Origin of the sequence: Prosthecobacter sp. (assembly GCF_044226605.1) — a bacterium.
In the GTDB taxonomy this organism is placed as follows: Bacteria; Verrucomicrobiota; Verrucomicrobiia; order Verrucomicrobiales; family Verrucomicrobiaceae; genus Prosthecobacter.
The window spans coordinates 125,365-140,843 of sequence record NZ_JBGAGS010000003.1 but is presented as its reverse complement, the minus strand read 5'-3'; the positions used below and the strand labels follow the sequence as shown (position 1 = coordinate 140,843).

The 15,479-nt window shown below is 60.2% G+C and carries 14 protein-coding genes and 1 tRNA gene; 8 read left to right on the top strand and 7 right to left on the bottom strand.

Annotation, left to right across the window (positions count from 1 at the left end; all coding sequences use genetic code 11):
• Nucleotides 1-9: 9 nt before the first annotated feature.
• Complete coding sequence (locus tag ACILSO_RS04930) at nucleotides 10-1,050, bottom strand: hypothetical protein (RefSeq protein WP_395736257.1); 1,041 nt, start codon at nucleotides 1,048-1,050, stop codon at nucleotides 10-12.
• Nucleotides 1,051-1,193: 143 nt separating this feature from the next.
• Between ACILSO_RS04930 and ACILSO_RS04925 the strand changes: the two genes are divergently transcribed.
• Complete coding sequence (locus ACILSO_RS04925) at nucleotides 1,194-1,517, top strand: heavy-metal-associated domain-containing protein (protein ID WP_395736256.1); 324 nt, start codon at nucleotides 1,194-1,196, stop codon at nucleotides 1,515-1,517.
• A gap of 84 nt (nucleotides 1,518-1,601) precedes the next feature.
• Nucleotides 1,602-1,692, top strand: a tRNA-Ser gene (locus ACILSO_RS04920).
• Between the two features lie 112 nt (nucleotides 1,693-1,804).
• Here ACILSO_RS04920 and ACILSO_RS04915 read toward each other — a convergent pair.
• Nucleotides 1,805-2,524, bottom strand: coding sequence for a metallophosphoesterase family protein (locus tag ACILSO_RS04915; RefSeq protein ID WP_395736255.1), 720 nt, complete (start codon nucleotides 2,522-2,524; stop codon nucleotides 1,805-1,807).
• Nucleotides 2,525-2,651: 127 nt separating this feature from the next.
• Nucleotides 2,652-3,578 (bottom strand): amidohydrolase family protein, encoded by a 927-nt coding sequence (locus ACILSO_RS04910; RefSeq protein ID WP_395736254.1) that lies wholly within the window; start codon nucleotides 3,576-3,578, stop codon nucleotides 2,652-2,654.
• A gap of 90 nt (nucleotides 3,579-3,668) precedes the next feature.
• Here ACILSO_RS04910 and ACILSO_RS04905 point away from each other — a divergent pair, with 90 nt between their 5' ends.
• Nucleotides 3,669-4,259: a TIGR00730 family Rossman fold protein gene (locus ACILSO_RS04905; protein WP_395736507.1), complete on the top strand. Its 591-nt coding sequence runs from the start codon at nucleotides 3,669-3,671 to the stop codon at nucleotides 4,257-4,259.
• A gap of 723 nt (nucleotides 4,260-4,982) precedes the next feature.
• On the opposite strand, the gene ACILSO_RS04900 is transcribed toward ACILSO_RS04905, so the two are convergent.
• Nucleotides 4,983-6,035 carry a hypothetical protein gene (locus tag ACILSO_RS04900; RefSeq protein WP_395736253.1) on the bottom strand — a complete coding sequence of 351 codons (1,053 nt, stop codon included), beginning with the start codon at nucleotides 6,033-6,035 and terminating at the stop codon, nucleotides 4,983-4,985.
• Between the two features lie 116 nt (nucleotides 6,036-6,151).
• On the opposite strand from ACILSO_RS04900, the gene glsA reads away from it, so the two are divergent.
• Nucleotides 6,152-7,969 carry a glutaminase A gene (glsA, locus tag ACILSO_RS04895; RefSeq protein WP_395736252.1) on the top strand — a complete coding sequence of 606 codons (1,818 nt, stop codon included), beginning with the start codon at nucleotides 6,152-6,154 and terminating at the stop codon, nucleotides 7,967-7,969.
• Nucleotides 7,970-7,974: 5 nt separating this feature from the next.
• On the opposite strand, the gene ACILSO_RS04890 is transcribed toward glsA, so the two are convergent.
• Nucleotides 7,975-9,048: a beta-propeller fold lactonase family protein gene (locus tag ACILSO_RS04890; RefSeq protein WP_395736251.1), complete on the bottom strand. Its 1,074-nt coding sequence runs from the start codon at nucleotides 9,046-9,048 to the stop codon at nucleotides 7,975-7,977.
• Nucleotides 9,049-9,174: 126 nt separating this feature from the next.
• Here ACILSO_RS04890 and ACILSO_RS04885 point away from each other — a divergent pair, with 126 nt between their 5' ends.
• The 4 genes from ACILSO_RS04885 to ACILSO_RS04870 are packed head-to-tail and all read left to right on the top strand — an operon-like array spanning nucleotide 9,175 to nucleotide 13,909.
• Nucleotides 9,175-11,133, top strand: coding sequence for a sialate O-acetylesterase (locus tag ACILSO_RS04885; RefSeq protein WP_395736250.1), 1,959 nt, complete (start codon nucleotides 9,175-9,177; stop codon nucleotides 11,131-11,133).
• 56 nt (nucleotides 11,134-11,189) lie between these two features.
• Nucleotides 11,190-12,590, top strand: a complete 1,401-nt coding sequence (locus ACILSO_RS04880) for an MBL fold metallo-hydrolase RNA specificity domain-containing protein (protein WP_395736249.1) — start codon at nucleotides 11,190-11,192, stop codon at nucleotides 12,588-12,590.
• Nucleotides 12,591-12,600: 10 nt separating this feature from the next.
• Complete coding sequence (locus ACILSO_RS04875) at nucleotides 12,601-13,398, top strand: ankyrin repeat domain-containing protein (RefSeq protein ID WP_395736248.1); 798 nt, start codon at nucleotides 12,601-12,603, stop codon at nucleotides 13,396-13,398.
• Between the two features lie 10 nt (nucleotides 13,399-13,408).
• A complete protein-coding gene (locus tag ACILSO_RS04870) occupies nucleotides 13,409-13,909 on the top strand; it encodes a hypothetical protein (RefSeq protein ID WP_395736247.1) in 501 nt (166 codons plus the stop codon).
• Nucleotides 13,910-13,937: 28 nt separating this feature from the next.
• Here ACILSO_RS04870 and ACILSO_RS04865 read toward each other — a convergent pair whose 3' ends face one another.
• Together ACILSO_RS04865 and ACILSO_RS04860 are read right to left on the bottom strand one after the other, a co-directional pair.
• Nucleotides 13,938-14,639, bottom strand: a complete 702-nt coding sequence (locus ACILSO_RS04865) for a hypothetical protein (protein ID WP_395736246.1) — start codon at nucleotides 14,637-14,639, stop codon at nucleotides 13,938-13,940.
• Between the two features lie 39 nt (nucleotides 14,640-14,678).
• On the bottom strand, nucleotides 14,679-15,425 hold the full coding sequence (locus ACILSO_RS04860) for a Bax inhibitor-1/YccA family protein (RefSeq protein ID WP_395736245.1): 747 nt from the start codon (nucleotides 15,423-15,425) through the stop codon (nucleotides 14,679-14,681).
• Nucleotides 15,426-15,479: the final 54 nt, after the last annotated feature.

The following is a 15,479-nucleotide window of genomic DNA, read 5'->3' as shown; positions in this document are numbered from 1 at the left end:
ACAGTGCGGCTATTTCTTGTCCACGACAACCGGCTCCGACACTTTTTCCACCAGGGCGCGGAAGTCTTTCAGCCACTTGGGGGCATCAGGGTGGCTTGGGTAGCCCTGGATGATCTTCAGCATATCCGCCAAAGCGTTCACTGGATTCACGTCGTTTGAGACAAGATAGTTGTCTTTCTCCCACAGCATGCGCGGCCCTGCGTCCTTGCTCCACTCGTTATACTCGTTTTCGCTCATGAGCGCCTTGCGGATCGCCACATCTGCAGCGATGCGATTGTCCCACTGCGCAGGCAGTTCGGTCGGTTTCTCCGCAAGAAAATAGGGGAAGATGATATTGGAATAGATCCCCTTCACATTCAGCGGCTGATATTCCCATTCCTCACGCTTGAGGAAGTCTTCCAACGAATAAGCCTTGGCAAAATCAGATTCTGCCACGGACTGGCGCAGAGTGCCCAGGATGTCCCCGGCAGGCACGTTGCCGCCGCCCTTGCGCCCGCCCTTGGAATCCTTGTCCGTTACCGCGCCCGAGGCAGAATGCGAGGTTGTGCCCTGAATGGCGGAAATGGCTTTACCAATGAAAGCCTGCAGCGAGGTCACGATGGGCGCCATCTTCTTGGGATCGTCGGCATCCTGGGCCTGAATCGTGAGCACGAGGTATTCGAGCTGCAGCCACAGCGCCTTTCTGAAGTCTTCATCCTTCAGCTTAGCCTCATTCCTGCTGCTCCAGTCTTTGAAATCCACCGCCTTCAAGTTTTTACGATCGAAGTGTTCCAGCTTGTAGCAGTCCATGTAGAGGGAGAGTGCCGCCGCCGGGCTGGCCATCCCCTCACGAAACTTGGCCATGGCTGCTGAGAAGACAGAACCCCTGCCCTTGTTGATCTGCGCCTCCACCTTCTCCAGTTCCTTGAGGATGTGCTCTGTTTGCGCCGGAGTCAGGATCACTTTCGTTTCAGTTGCAGCGGGCTCGGTGCCAGGCGCCGCCGGTGTTTGGGCTGAGGCAGGCGAGACCAGCAGGACGGCGAGCAGGGACAAAAGATAAGTTGGTTTCATGGTCGGTGGCAATTAACACGGCAAAACGTGGATGGGAGCACTAAAAAATCCTCGTCCACGAAAATCTTTCCATCCAACGGCCCAGAAGCGTACAAACTTGGACTTGGCTGAACAAAGTGATCGGCTATTTGTACCGCCCCCCTATGAAACGCACCGCTTTTCTTTTTGCCCTCGCGGCTCTCCTCACGTTTCCCGCAGCGGCCGGAGACGCACCGGTGAACTACATTGCTGAAATGACCGGCATGGTCTGTGCCGGATGCAAAGACCACGTGACCGCCTCCTTCAACAAACTGGAGGGCGTGTCGAAGGTCCAGATCGTCCCCGGGGAAAAGCCCGGCACGCAAAAAGTGACCGTGACTTCCACGTCCGCCTCCTTGACCAAGGAGCAGGCGGTCGCCTCTTTGGGAGCCTCCGCGTCCACGTATATCGTGCATGCGTGGAAAAAGTCTGACCAGCCGGCGAACTGAGTTTAAAAACAGCGGGCAAAATCGCTTGCCTGTCTCGTTTGACTCGCCAGTATCCGCGCTCTCCTTTGACCGGAGCAAGAATTTGGACAGGTGTCAGAGTGGTCTAATGAGCACGCCTGGAAAGCGTGTGTAGCCTAAACAGCTACCGAGGGTTCGAATCCCTCCCTGTCCGCCATTCTTCGCCGACGAAAGTCGCGAAGGTTTCACGCCCGCAACATCATGCGAGCCGCAGTGCATCTACTCTTTGGCTCGAAGAAAGCCCGGTGCTCTGTCGAGCCTGTTATCGCTCACGCGAGCCGCGCCGCGAATTTGCCCGGCAATCCCGCCGCATGAATGGCACGCTGCGCACCGGCAATGTCATAGGCCACTCGCCGCCACCAGACGTCCTTTTGGCTGCGGCGGAAAATGAGGTAGCAGGCTCGCTCGTCGCGATCCCGCGGCTGGCCGACGGAACCCACATTGATGACCTGCTTCACACCTGCGCGCAGGTTTTCCAGACTGGTGGTCGCCAGCGCCCGATCCTCGCCTTCCACCCACATCCTAGGCTGGTGCGTGTGCCCGACGAAGCACACCGGCCTGACCTGGTGTTGAAAATGCTGGGCGGCATCTCCAGCCTGCAGCAGGTAGGGCCACGTCTCGGTGTCGTGGAGCGAGGAATGCACGGCCTCGAAATCTCCGCCATCGATGTGATAAGGGCAGGCCCGCAACCAAGTACGCTGGGCCTCCGTGAGCTGCTCGCGTGTCCAAAGGATGGCCTGCCGCACTTCGAGGTTCACTTCGCCGATGCCTCTGCCGCTGAGAGTGTATTCGTCGTGATTTCCGAGCAGGCTGCCGGAGCAGAAATTTCCCACGAGATCGATGCACTCCGCCGGGTTGCCGCCATAGCCGACGATGTCTCCGAGGCAAATGCACTCGGAGATTCCCTGGGAACGGATGTCCGCCACCACGGCCTCCAAAGCCTGCAGGTTGCCGTGAATGTCGCTGATAAAAGCAATGTCCTGGTTCATGAGCCGCTAAAAAGCCGGAATGCGCTCGCGAAGGGAGCATTCCGCCCCCTTCATTAGCGCCGCCAGCCCCACTGTGCAGCCATCTTTTCTGCTCCTTTTCTGCGATCAGTCACCCACGGGGCGGACGTCAGACGGCCGCCGATGAGAAAAACACTTTTTCTGCCGTCCCACGCAGCATCCAGGCCTTTTCTTCGGCAGTGAGGAAGTCGAGGCGGTCACGGATCAGCGCGATGGAGTGGTGGTAGTCATGCCCATGCTCGACCTGGAAAGGACAGTCGCTGGCCCACATCACACGCTGAGGGCCAAAGGCGTCCCGCACCTGGCGAATGAGCGGCCCCATGTCCAAATAGGGCGCTTTTTTGGCTCCGAGCGCATAAAAGGCGGACGCCTTCACGTGAGTTTTGGCATGCCGTGCCAGACGCAGCAGGCCCTGCACCTCCTCGGGCTTGGCGGGTCCCGCCATCCCGAGACGGGCGAAGTGGTCCACCACAACGCTGGTTTCAGGATACCATTCGCACATCTTGTCGAGCAGCGGCAGGGTGTCCGGATTGATCAAGGGGCAGACGCTCACTCTTAGTTCCGCCGCCGTCTTCCACAGCGTCGCCATGCCCGGAGAGCCGAGCCAGGCGGAGAGGTTTTTCTCCTTGCCGGGGTTGATCCGGAAGCCGCGCACCCCCCGCTTTACGAGACTCCGCACCGTCGCGGCCACATCCTCCGCGTTTTCATCCACGATGGCCACACCGCTGAACACCCCGGGGTGCGCGCGCATCATGTCCAGCATGTAGCTGTTGTCCGTCTGGTAATAGCTCATCTGGATGAGCACGATCCGGCTCACGCCCTCCGGCTTGCAATGGGCAAACAACTGCTCGGGGGTAAAACTTGGCGGCCGCATGTCGCTGACGGCAAAACCGCGGGCGAGAGGATATTTTTCCACATCCGGCGTCCAGACATGGACATGTGCGTCGATCCAGTCCCCCTTGCTGGAACCTGGCAGCAGGGAGCATCCGGTCAGGGCGGCGGCAGAGGCGAGGAAGGAGCGGCGTGTCTGTTTCATGCGGGACTATATCGTAGCCAGCACCCCGCCTGTTGCGCAAGCCTTTGCACCAGTGGCGGAAAGCATTCATGGTCCGCCTCTATGTCCCGACTGCGCCGACTCTGTGTTTACTGTGGCTCCTCCTCAGGAAATGATCCCCTGCACCGCACCGCGGCCCACGCATTGGGCGCATTTCTTGCGCAAAGAGGCATCGGCCTGGTGTATGGCGGCGGCCACGTCGGTCTCATGGGCGCCGTGGCGGACGGTGCGCTGTCTCAGCAAGGCGAGGTGATCGGCGTGATCCCGCAGTCTCTCATGGACAAGGAACTGGGGCACGGCAGCGTCACCCAGCTGCACGTCGTGAAAAGCATGCACGAGCGCAAGCAGCTCATGGTGGACCTCAGCGATGGCTTTATTGCCCTGCCAGGTGGGTTTGGCACGCTGGACGAGCTGTTTGAAACCCTCACCTGGTTGCAGCTTTCGTTTCATGACAAGCCCGTGGGCCTGCTCAATGTGGGCGGCTTCTTCGACGGCCTCATCGACTTCATCGGCCACATGACCCGTAGCGGGTTCATCCGGCAGGAGCATGCCGCCAGCCTGCTGGCAGCCTCCTCAGCGGACACGCTGCTGACGCAGATGGAGGAGTTCCGGCCGCCCGATTTAGGAAAGTGGATCGAAAAACTGGCCGCCGAGGGACGCTAGCAGGCCTGCCCAAAATTTCGTGAAACAGGACTTTTCAGTTGCAGCCCCGCGGAATCCATTTGTTCGCATTTTCTCCCTGCGCAGAGAGCAGTTTTTGACAGGTTATTAACAGCCTATTGGAATTCTCAGTTATGAAGGTGGGTAAATGGAGAGGCTAAAGAATAGACGCATAATCGAATGTCGGCCCGATGCGTAGCGCCGCAATCGTGGAACCCTTGTTTTTGAATCGTGGAACACCTTCCACGGCGGCAGAATCCAACGATTTCGTCACCTTGGAGACTCGGTTAAGATCGACTTTTGCAACCCAAACCACAACCCTTAAGCCAACTCCACAACCCATGTAATTCACTCGTTTTGAATGTTTTACGAACACATATCACCGAAACAGGGCGGGAAAAGCCGCGACATTTATGGTTGACTGCCACAGTTTTCTTTTCCCGAAACCCCACAAATTTTGTTTTCCAAAAAAGCCACGGTTTCATTTCCCGCGTGATGCGGGATTTGCCTAAAGCACCGGGACATTTCCCCTGCGCAGGGTTTTGGTCGTTTCTATCAAAATCGAAAATTTTGAAGCACTTTGCTCCCGCGTGTGAAGGAAGTGACGCTGTTGAGACACCATTTGTTCACAGGGCATGTGGAGAAAAATTCGTTCCTGCCGCCCGAGGCGCGGTTTTTCGTGGGTGAAGAAAAACACCTAACGTCGGAACTGCCGTTCCCCTGCGCTTATTGCTTCACAATCTTGAGCACGCGATTGTTGTAGCTGTCGGTAATGTACAACTCTCCGGTGTCGGGCTTGATGGTGACGCCGTGAGGGCGGGAAAGCTGGCACTGCAGGGGATCTCCGTTGGCCCCGGTGCTTCCCGACTTGCCCGTGCCGGCGATGCGTTCAATCTTTCCGGTCTTGGGCACGTAGCGGCGCACCAGGTGGGCTTCGGCGTCGGCGATGATCACGCTGTCGTCCACATCCACGCAGAGGTGCTTGGGGCCGTTCATGGTAGCCTCCAGGGCCGGGCCGCCATCCCCTTCCCCGCCTTTCTTGCCACTGGCATTCACGACCGTGCGGATGTGGCCAGACTTGTCCACCACGCGGAGGGCGTTGCCGCCCCGCTCGAGGATGTAGATGTTCCCCTGGCGGTCAGGAGCCACGGCGCGCGGGTCGGAAAGCGGCGCTTCCACGGCCACTGCGCCATCTTCCGGGCGGCCTTTTTTACCATTTCCCGCAACGACGCGGCTCTTGTGCGTAGCCAGATCGAGCTCGTGGACTTGGAGAAGGTCGGCAATGTAGAGCTTCGTCCCTTCAAAATTCAGGGTGATGCAGTAGGGGCCGTTGCCCTTGGCCTTGCCCTCTGGCGCGCGCCAGCCTTCCAGGGTGGAGACGATGCGGGCTTTCACATCCACCACCCTCACGCGGCCGTTCCAAGTGTCCGCGATCAGCACCTTGTCATCTGGCAGGATGGCGAGATTGTGAGGTCCGTTGAACTGGGCGCGGAGGGCCGGGCCGCCATCGCCGCTGTCTCCGGGCTGCAACTGCCCCGCCACATGCTGTATGGTGCCGCCGCCATCCACCTGCAGCAGACGGTTGCCGGAGACCATCTCCACGATCCACAGGTGGCCGCCGGAATCAAAAGCAGTACCAAAGGGTTCCTTGAGCTTGGTGTCTATGGCGGCGATGTCCATGGCATCCTGTGTCCCGCCACCTGCTACGACAACGATTTGATCCGCATGAGCGGCGAGGGGCAGGCAAAGGGCGAGAAGGCAGGTGCGAAGAGAGGTCATGATGGTGAATGACAATACAGAGCGTAACGGCTCTTTCGAACGGGAATTCGTTTCGGCCCTTTGCTGTATTTTCAGAATTTTACTCAGTCGGCACGGCGAATGCTTTAGCCCATGAGATGCTCTCTCCCATCCAAGAGTACGTCGAACAACTGCATTCACGCTACGCGTCCAGCACGGAAGGCCATGTGGCCGATTACATCCCTGAACTGTCAAAAGCCGACCCCCGCTGGTTTGGCATCTGCATCGCCACCCGGGACGGTCACGTCTATGAGGTGGGGGATACGAGGCAGACATTCACCATTCAGTCCATTTCCAAAGCGTTGGTCTACGGCCTGGCGCTGGAAGACCGCGGAGAGGAGCATGTCCTCTCGCGCATCGGCGTGGAGCCTTCCGGTGAAGCTTTCAATGCGATCAGTCTGCGCGAAGGCAGCGGCGCTCCGTTCAATCCCATGATCAATGCGGGTGCGATCGCGACGGCGGGCCAGATTTTGAAAAAGGACGGCAAAAACCGCATCGAACGCATCATGGACTACCTCAGCGGGTTCGCCGGCCGGAGCCTGGCCATCAATCAAGAGGTCTATCAAAGTGAGAGCAGGACCGGGCACCGCAACCGCGCCATTGGCTGGCTGCTGCGGAACTTCGGCATCCTGGACGAAGACCCGGACGAGACACTGGAAACGTACTTCCAGCAGTGCTCTGCGGAGGTGACCTGCCGGGATCTGGCCCTGATGGGAGCCACACTGGCCAACCAGGGCATTCAGCCGCTGACCCGCAGGCGGGCCATTCCTTCCGAATATGTGGACAATGTGCTCGGAGTCATGGCCACCTGCGGCATGTATGACTGGTCCGGCGAATGGATCTACCGGGTTGGGCTGCCCGCGAAAAGCGGCGTGGGAGGCGGCATTCTGGCCGTGCTGCCGGGGCAGCTGGGCATCGGCATCTTCTCTCCGCCTTTGGACAAGCAGGGCAACAGCGACCGCGGCATCAAGGTCTGCATGGACCTCTCGCGTGAGCTGGCGCTGCACATGCTGAATCCCACAGCGACACCGCTTTCCGCTGTCCGGCTGTCCTATCATGGCGGGGAGGTTGTCTCCCGCCGCCGACTGCCGCCGCAGGCGCGTGAGATTCTGCGAATCAATGGGGACATGATCCAGGTCATGGAGCTGCAGGGCGGGCTCACCTTCACCACCATTGAACCAGTCATCCGCCATGCCGCCGAGCTGGGCGCCGGCTGCAAGCACATCATCTTTGATCTGCGCGCCGTGGTGAACGCCAACTCGGTCAGCCTCATCCTGCTGGCGAATCTGGGCACCCGGCTCGCCAAAAAAGGCGTGCGCGTGCTCTTCTGCCATCCTGGCAGGCTGATGGCCGCCCTGCGCACCGTGGGCATCGCCGAAAATGAAATCTTCAACTCCATGGACGCCGCCCTGGAGGATTGCGAGGACTCCCTGCTGATGGAGGTCACCGGGGTCTCGTGGCGGCCACACGCCCCGCTGAACCTCAAATCCTGCACCCTGTTTCGCACCTGCTCGGATTCGGACATTTCCTTCCTGGAGCAGGAACTTCAGCGGCGGCGCTATGAGACCAATCAAACGATCATCAGCTCTGGTGACAAGGCCACTGAGATGCTCGTCATGGTCAGCGGAAATGTGGAAGTCCAGATCCACCTGGACAAGGAGACGCGCAAACGCATCGACGTCCTGACCGCTGGCATGACCGTGGGAGAGATGGCCTTTCTGGACGGCTCCGCGCGCTCAGCGGACGTCGTGGCCATGGAGCCCGTGGAGTGTGTGGTTATTTCCAAAGAATGGTTCGATGGCCTGAATGCGCGCCATCCCGCCCTGAAGATCGCGCTGCTGCAGGAAATGACGCACGAGATCGCCTCCCGCCTGCGGCAGGCGAACCTCTCCATTTCGGCCTTTCACCGCTCCTAGAGGCATTACTTGAGCTTCAGCACACGCACGCGGTGCGCCTCGCTGTCGCCGATGAAGACGGAGCCGTCGGCATCGCAGTAGATGCCGTGGAGGCGTGCCATCTTGCACTTGAGCGGATCGCCATCGGGGCCGTCGCCTTTTTCACCGGTGCCAGCCATGAGTTCGAGGTTGCCGGTTTTCGCATCGATCATGCGCACGCTGTGGCTCTCGGTGTCGGCCAGCCAGGCATTGCCCGCGGCATCGATGGCCACGCCTTTGGGGCCGCTGAGAGTGGCGAGTTTGGCAGGGCCGCCGTTGCCGGTGAAGCCCTTGGCTCCCGTGCCGGCTACGTGCTGAATCTTGCCTGCCTTGAGGTCAAATTTGAAGACCTGATTTCCCTCGCGGGTCACCAGCCAGAGATTGCCGTCCTTGTCGAAGTCGAGCGAGCGCGGGCCTTTGAGCGGAGTGCCTGCGATGGGGGAGCCATCCGGTGTCGCGCCGGGTTTGCCGGTGCCGGCGAAGGTGCTGATGGTGCCGGTCTTCATGTCGATCTTGCGGATGACATTGTTGCCGATGTCGCAGACATAAAGGCTGCCGTCCGGACCAAACTGAATGCTGTGCGGTTGCTTGAACTGCGCCTTTGCCGCAGGGCCGCCATCGCCGCTGTAACCAGCCACGCCCGTTCCCGCGATGGTGGTGATGATCTTCGTCTTCATGTCGATCTTGCGCACGGCGTGATTCGTCATATCGACGACGTAGAGATCGCCATTGGCATCGAAGCGGAGTTCATGCGGCAGATTGAAGGTGGCCTGCAAGGCGGGGCCGCCGTCGCCGCTGTAGCCCTTTTTACCGGTGCCTGCGATGGTGCTGATGGTGCCGTCTGGCGCCACGCGTCGGATGCGCTGGCCGGTGTACTCGCAGAACCAGATGGCGCCGTCCGGGCCGCGCACCACGCCGAAGGGATTGTCGATCTGCGCCCCAGTGGCCTGACCGCCATCACCGCTGCCTCCTGCGGTGCCGTTGCCTGCAAAGGTGGAGATGGTCCACTCGGCGGCGGTGGCGGAGTGAATGAGAAGAGCGAGGGCGAGGAGGGTGCGCATGGTGATTGGAAAGCAAAAACGATTAACGGTGCCAGGAGCAATGCCAAGCAGGAAAAAGGAGTACGCAATCAATCCACCGTTTCAGTGGCGCAAATCTTCAAGCCTGCCAGAATCCGCGAATCAACCATGAAACCGCTGATTCTCTGCGCCTGCCTCGCCGTCCTGACTTCCGCTCATGCGGCCGTTCAAATGCCCTCTGTCTTCACTGACCACATGGTGCTGCAGCGCGACCTTCCAGTGCCGGTGTGGGGCAAGGCAGCCCCCGGCGAAGAAGTCACCGTGGAATTTGCCGGGCAAAAGAAGTCAGCCAAGGCAGACGCGAGCGGCAAGTGGATGGTGAAGCTGGATCCGCTTAAGGCCAATGCCGAGCCGCAGGTGCTGAAAGCGGGCGGCGTGACGATTCAGGATGTGCTCGTCGGTGAAGTGTGGCTCGCCTCTGGACAATCCAACATGGAGTGGGAGATGCGGATGAAGCCGGACAGCACCGCGGACATTCCGCAGGCCAACCACCCCAGTCTGCGCCTCATTGAAATTCCGAAGACGGTGGCGCTGACTCCGCAGGACCAGGTGCCCGCCGCGTGGGCGCGCTGCACGCCGGAGAGCGTCGCTTCCTTTTCGGCCATCGGCTATTACTTTGGCCTGCGCCTGCAGGAAGAGCTGAAGGTGCCCGTGGGCATCATTCTCAGCGCTTGGGGCGGCACACGCATCGAGCCATGGACCAGCATCGAGGGCTTTGATGCCGTGCCTGCGCTGGAGGACTTCGTGAAAGACACCCGTTCCAAACTGCTCGGCACCGACGCCTACCGTGCGGCGCAGGAGAAGCACATCGGCGACATCGAAGCCTGGTCCAAGACCGCACGTGCCGCCCTGTCCCAGAAGCAGGCCGTGCCGCAGCAGCCTGCGCAACCAACGACGCTGCCTGCCAACCAGGTCACGCCGACCTCGCTATACAATGCCATGATTCATCCGCTGGTGCCCTATGCCTTTCGCGGCGCCATCTGGTACCAGGGCGAGTCGAATCACAACGAAGGCTTTGGCTACACCGACAAGACGAAGGCGCTGCTGGCCTCCTGGCGCAGCGTGTTTCAGCAGCCGGACCTGCCGTTCTACTTTGTGCAGATCGCCCCGTGGCAGTATGGCGCTGAAGATGTGCAGATCCTGCCGCAGTTCTGGCAGGCGCAGCGCGAGTGCCTGAAGATCCCGAATACCGGCATGGCCACCATCTCGGACATTGGCGAGGTGGGAGACATCCACCCCGCGCACAAGAAGGAAGTGGCACGCCGTCTTTCCCTGTGGGCACTGGCAAAAAACTACGGACATTCCGAGATCGATCCCAACGGCCCGCTGTATGCCAGCCATGCTGTGGAAGGTGCATCCATTCGCGTGAAGTTTGAACACACGGGCGGCGGACTGGCCTCGCGCGATGGCAAGCCGCTCACGCAATTTGAGATCGCCGGCCGTGACGGCATCTTCCACGCGGCGGAGGCAAAGATCGACGGAGACAGCGTCGTCCTCACTTCGGCGGCGGTTCCGCAACCTCGCCGTGCGCGCTTTGCGTGGAGCAAGGTGGCCATTCACAATCTCATGAACAAGGAGGGTCTGACTGCCACCGCCTTTCACACGCACTGGCCGGTCGATCCTGATCTGGGAGACAATCTGGCGCGCGACTGCACCTGGGAAAGCAGCGACAAGAACACTTACGGCTGGGACACCGGCCTGACGGACGGCTCCCTGCTGGAGGCTCCGCCAAACTGCTATGCCACCAGCGACTCGGCCAAGTTTCCGAAGCACGTCACGATTGACCTGAAGAAGGCGCAAGCGATCAACCTGGTGCGTGTCAGTGCGCCGAGTGTCGGCTCGACCAAGACGGTGGCCGTCTCCGTGAGCACGGATGGCAAGACCTTCCGCGAAGTGGGAAAACACACCTTCACCCTCGGGAAAGCTGAAACGGCAGGCCTGACCTTCCCAGATGCCGAAGCGCGCTACCTGCGTATCACGTATGTGGATCGGTACGACCAGCTCGCGGGGCAGTTTCCCAATACATTTGCGTTCACCACGGAGGTGGAGGCGTATCGGACAAAGTGAGGAGCGTCTGACAACCGATCCAGTTGCGGCGCAACTGGGCTACTTTCCAACCAACCATGAAACTGACCTTCTGCGGTGCCGCGGGCACCACCACCGGATCGAAGCATCTCATCACCGTAAATGGCAGGCGCATTCTGCTGGACTGCGGCCTGTATCAAGGCAGGCGCAGCGAGGCCTTTGAGCGCAACCGCGACTTCCCTTTCAATCCGGAGGAGATCGATGTGGTGGTGCTGTCCCACGCGCACATCGATCACAGCGGCAATCTTCCGCACCTGTGCAAGCGCGGCTTCACCGGCAACATCTTCGCCACGCCCGCCACGCGGGACCTTTGCAGCATCATGCTGCCGGACGCCGCGCACATTCACGAAAGCGACATCAACTGGCTGAACCGCCACCGCAAAAACGACGACCTGCCGCTGCTGGAACTCAGCTACACCATGGCCGATGCGGAGCGCTGCATGCGCCAGTTTGTTTCGGTGGGTTATCACCGGCCCATGATCATCGCCGATGGCGTGACGCTGACCTTCATCGACGCCGGGCACGTGCTCGGCTCCGCGCAGGTGGTGCTGGATATTGACGATCGCGAGACGGGAAAGAAATCCCGGCTGCTTTTCTCCGGAGACATCGGCCGTCCGAACAACGACCTGCTGGCCGATCCCGAAGGCTGCGAAAACGTGGACCACATCATCATGGAGAGCACCTATGGCGGGCGGGAGCACGAGCTGGCCACAGACTCCAACGAGCATATCTGCCAGATCATCCGCCGCATCCTTCAGCAGAAGGGCAAGCTCATCATCCCCGCCTTTGCGGTGGAGCGCACGCAGCAGCTCCTGTACACGCTGGATCAGCTGCGCCACGAGGGCTGCTTTCCGCTGATCCCCACCTTTGTGGACAGCCCGCTGGCGGTGAAGGCCACGGAAATCTTCCGCCTGCATGTGGATGAACTCAAACCCACAGTGCGCGAGGCCGCCTTCATGCGCTCAGACCCCTTCGGCTTTGAAGGACTGCAGCTCGTGCGCGATGTGAATGAATCCAAGAACCTCAACAAGATCAAAGGCGCCGCGGTCATCATCTCCGCCTCCGGCATGGCGGAGTCCGGCCGCATCCTCCACCACCTGCGCAACAACGTTGGCAGTGATCACAACATCATTCTATTCGTTGGCTACTGCGCTGAAAACACCCTCGGCTGGAAGCTGCGTGAAGGCCACAAGCACGTGAACATCCTCGGCGATGAATTCGAGGTGCATGCCGGCATTGAGATTCTCGACTCCTTCTCAGGCCACGCGGATCACAACGAACTCCTCGGCTGGTATGATCGCGTGAATGGCCCGAAAAAGAACATCTTCCTGGTCCACGGCGAGCCCGAGCGCTCCACCGCGCTGAAGGCCGCACTGGACAAGAAGCGCGGAGACAGCAGCGTCAAGATAGCCGTGATGAATCAGGCGGTGGAACTCTAGCCACACTAGAATGATCTTCAAACGCATCAAGAGCCTCATCTTCGGCCAGAAGAACGAGGAGAAGCCGACACGTCCCACGGTCGCCACCTGTCCCGACTGCGGCGTTGGCAGTGGCGAGCTCCACGATCTTTTCTGCACCCGGGAAAAATGCCCCTTCTGCGGCGGTCAGCTATGTACCTGCGCATGCATCGGCACAGTCCTGAAGCTCTCGGACGATGAGCAGCGGGCCCTTGACGAATGCATCGATGATTCCGTCCCACCTGTTTCCGAAATTAATCAACGCTGGAAGGAGGCACTCCGCAGCAAAGGCCGGATACCTTTTGAGGCCTTCGGCAACGACCCCATTCGCAGCGCCTATCGCGGAGAAAGTACTGCATTGAAGAGCTTCCTGGATGCCGGTTACCCGCCCAATGCAGCCAACGAAGTCGGTTACACCGCCCTCATGGCGGCTGCGCGCGGAGAGCAGTGCGAGATCATTCATCTCCTGCTTTTACGAGGATGGACCGCCAACTTTCCAGATCACCGAGGTCTCACCGCACTGCACTGGGCCGTGGCTCAACCAGCCTCCGATCCCAAGCGGCAGGTCGCATGCGTAACGGCTTTGGTGGATGCTGGAGCCGATGTCAATGCATGTAGCGCAGAGGGAGTCTCCGTTTTGATGAACGCTGCATGGTTTGGCAACGGACACGCAGTGAAGCATCTCCTGCAGGCAGGCGCGGATGCCTCCCACAAGGACACGGATGGCCGCACTGCGCGTGACCTCGCAACAACCCGCGGCCATGCCGATCTGGCAAAACTGTTGGCATAAACCAACCCCCATGAAAACCACCGTGGCCATCTTTCGACTGTTCGCAGCGTTCGCTCTTTGCGCCACATCCGCCCTGGCCGAAGAGCCGGATAAAGCAGCAGTTCCTGCCCTGACTTTTCACATCGTAAGCAAAGACGAAATCGAAGGCTGGAAGCGCGTGGATCTGCCGGGGCATCGGCAGCATGGCTATATCTCCCAGGACGCAGATCTGGTCCTGCGCCGGTTGAAGAGTGTCGAACTCTACAAGATGCCTGCCGTCATTTCGGACGGACAGCAGGTGCTGGAAGGGGTCTCAGGAATCAAGATCACACTTCAGGACGAAGATGCCGCCGCCTTCACAGCGATGAGCCGGCGGGCGGTCAAGCATCAGGTGCTGGTGCGACTGGGAGACGAGACCCTCATGGCTCCGATGATGATGGTGCCCATCACGGAACCCGTGTTTAACCTCCAGACGAGCAAAGGCGAGGAAAAGGAGCTGAACGAGGCGCTCATGAAGCTGGCGAAGCCGTAAGCTTCATGGCGCCCGCGCTGCTAATAGACTAATTGTTCCCGCTGCGGAACAGACGCTTGAAGAAATGGCCGACTTCCAAGCCGGTGTCGCCGGTCCACTCCCAGGCGTTGCGGGCGGCGCGCCTGACGTCGTCAGCGGCTTTTTCGCCTTTGGATCTGGGCGGGCCGTCGCGACCGGGGCCGCCTGGAGCATTGGCAGCCAGACCGTTGTCCCATTGCTGATTGACGACCGCACCTGTTTCCGCGGAGATGACGATAAAGCCGACTTCCACACCGTTGACATCATTCAGCGCCAGGCCCCATTCCGGCGCACCGGTGGTGACATTGGCGGCGAGCTGATACGAAGCGGTGACAAAGTTGGTCTTGGCCAGCGCCGCATTCTGCTGGGCGATCTTCAATGCGTCAGGAGAGCGAAGCTTGATGCGGTTGAAGACGATCGCCTGCGGTGGCGTGCGGGTGAGCAGCCTGGGGCCGGCGCCAGCGGGCTTGGGTGCCCAGCCGCTCGGGCTTGAGGTAAGCAAGGAACAGACAAGCTCGCCCGGGCGGAATGGATCGCGCGCAAAGACGGACCACTGGGTGGGATCGCCAGCACTGGCGGGAGACTGCAGCAGCACCACGCCCTCGGCGGTGGCGGCTCCGTATTCCTGATCGATGATGGTGGCCAGCTCAGGATTGGCGTGACTCAACGAAGCACCAGCGAGCAGGAGGCTGAAAAGGAGGGAGGTTTTCATGGGAGGCACCGGATTGGAGTGCGCCAAAGCAGCAGCCGTTCAATCGTTGCTGCGCAGCTTGGCCAGGAGGCGGAGGATTTCCAGGTAGAGCCACACAAGGGTGACGAGCAGGCCAAAAGCGCCGTACCACTCCATGAACTTCGGCGCGCCTGCGGCGCAACCGTTTTCGATGAAGTCGAAGTCGAGCACCAGGTTCAGCGCGGCGAGAACGACCACGAAAGCGGAGAAGGCGATGCCGATCGGGCCATTGTCAAACAAGCCGGGGACGTGGATGCCAAACATGCCGAGCACCCAGGTGGCGAGGTAAAAGATGAAGACGCCGAAAGTGGCCGCCGCGATGCCGAGCTTGAAGTTCTCGCTGGGCTTGATGAGGCCGGAGGAATAGGCGGCCAGCAGGGCAAAGAGGATGCCGCAGGTGAGAACGACGGCGGTAAGGACGATGCCGCCAAACTGCCGCTCATAGAGCGAGGAGATGACGCCGACGAGGACGCCATTTCCCAGGGCATAAACAGGTGCGAGCGCCGGTGCCGTGGCGGGTTTGAAACCAATGATCAATGCGAGCACCACAGGGCCGATCCAGCCAAAGGTGAGCGCGGTTCCAAACCAGGCCGGAGCCTCGCCTCCCATGCCGATCTTGAAGCTCCAGCTCGCTGAAACCAGCAGCAGGAGGGTAAGGACAGCCGTCTTGAGCACCGTGCCATTGAGCGTCATGACACCATCGGCAACGTTGCCGGTGCGTGAACGTGCGAAAGCTTCATCGTTGAGTGTGGGATTGGAGGAGCGCATGTTAGGTATAGGTCTGATTCGCCCGGAGCCTACAAGAGATACTGGGGCGGCGTC

Coding starts and splice junctions, on each gene's coding strand:
- ACILSO_RS04930 (WP_395736257.1), bottom strand. CDS start 1,050: ATGAAACCAACTTATCTTTTGTCCCTGCTCGCCGTCCTGCTGGTCTCG.
- ACILSO_RS04925 (WP_395736256.1), top strand. CDS start 1,194: ATGAAACGCACCGCTTTTCTTTTTGCCCTCGCGGCTCTCCTCACGTTT.
- ACILSO_RS04915 (WP_395736255.1), bottom strand. CDS start 2,524: ATGAACCAGGACATTGCTTTTATCAGCGACATTCACGGCAACCTGCAG.
- ACILSO_RS04910 (WP_395736254.1), bottom strand. CDS start 3,578: ATGAAACAGACACGCCGCTCCTTCCTCGCCTCTGCCGCCGCCCTGACC.
- ACILSO_RS04900 (WP_395736253.1), bottom strand. CDS start 6,035: ATGACCTCTCTTCGCACCTGCCTTCTCGCCCTTTGCCTGCCCCTCGCC.
- glsA (WP_395736252.1), top strand. CDS start 6,152: ATGCTCTCTCCCATCCAAGAGTACGTCGAACAACTGCATTCACGCTAC.
- ACILSO_RS04890 (WP_395736251.1), bottom strand. CDS start 9,048: ATGCGCACCCTCCTCGCCCTCGCTCTTCTCATTCACTCCGCCACCGCC.
- ACILSO_RS04885 (WP_395736250.1), top strand. CDS start 9,175: ATGAAACCGCTGATTCTCTGCGCCTGCCTCGCCGTCCTGACTTCCGCT.
- ACILSO_RS04880 (WP_395736249.1), top strand. CDS start 11,190: ATGAAACTGACCTTCTGCGGTGCCGCGGGCACCACCACCGGATCGAAG.
- ACILSO_RS04875 (WP_395736248.1), top strand. CDS start 12,601: ATGATCTTCAAACGCATCAAGAGCCTCATCTTCGGCCAGAAGAACGAG.
- ACILSO_RS04870 (WP_395736247.1), top strand. CDS start 13,409: ATGAAAACCACCGTGGCCATCTTTCGACTGTTCGCAGCGTTCGCTCTT.
- ACILSO_RS04865 (WP_395736246.1), bottom strand. CDS start 14,639: ATGAAAACCTCCCTCCTTTTCAGCCTCCTGCTCGCTGGTGCTTCGTTG.
- ACILSO_RS04860 (WP_395736245.1), bottom strand. CDS start 15,425: ATGCGCTCCTCCAATCCCACACTCAACGATGAAGCTTTCGCACGTTCA.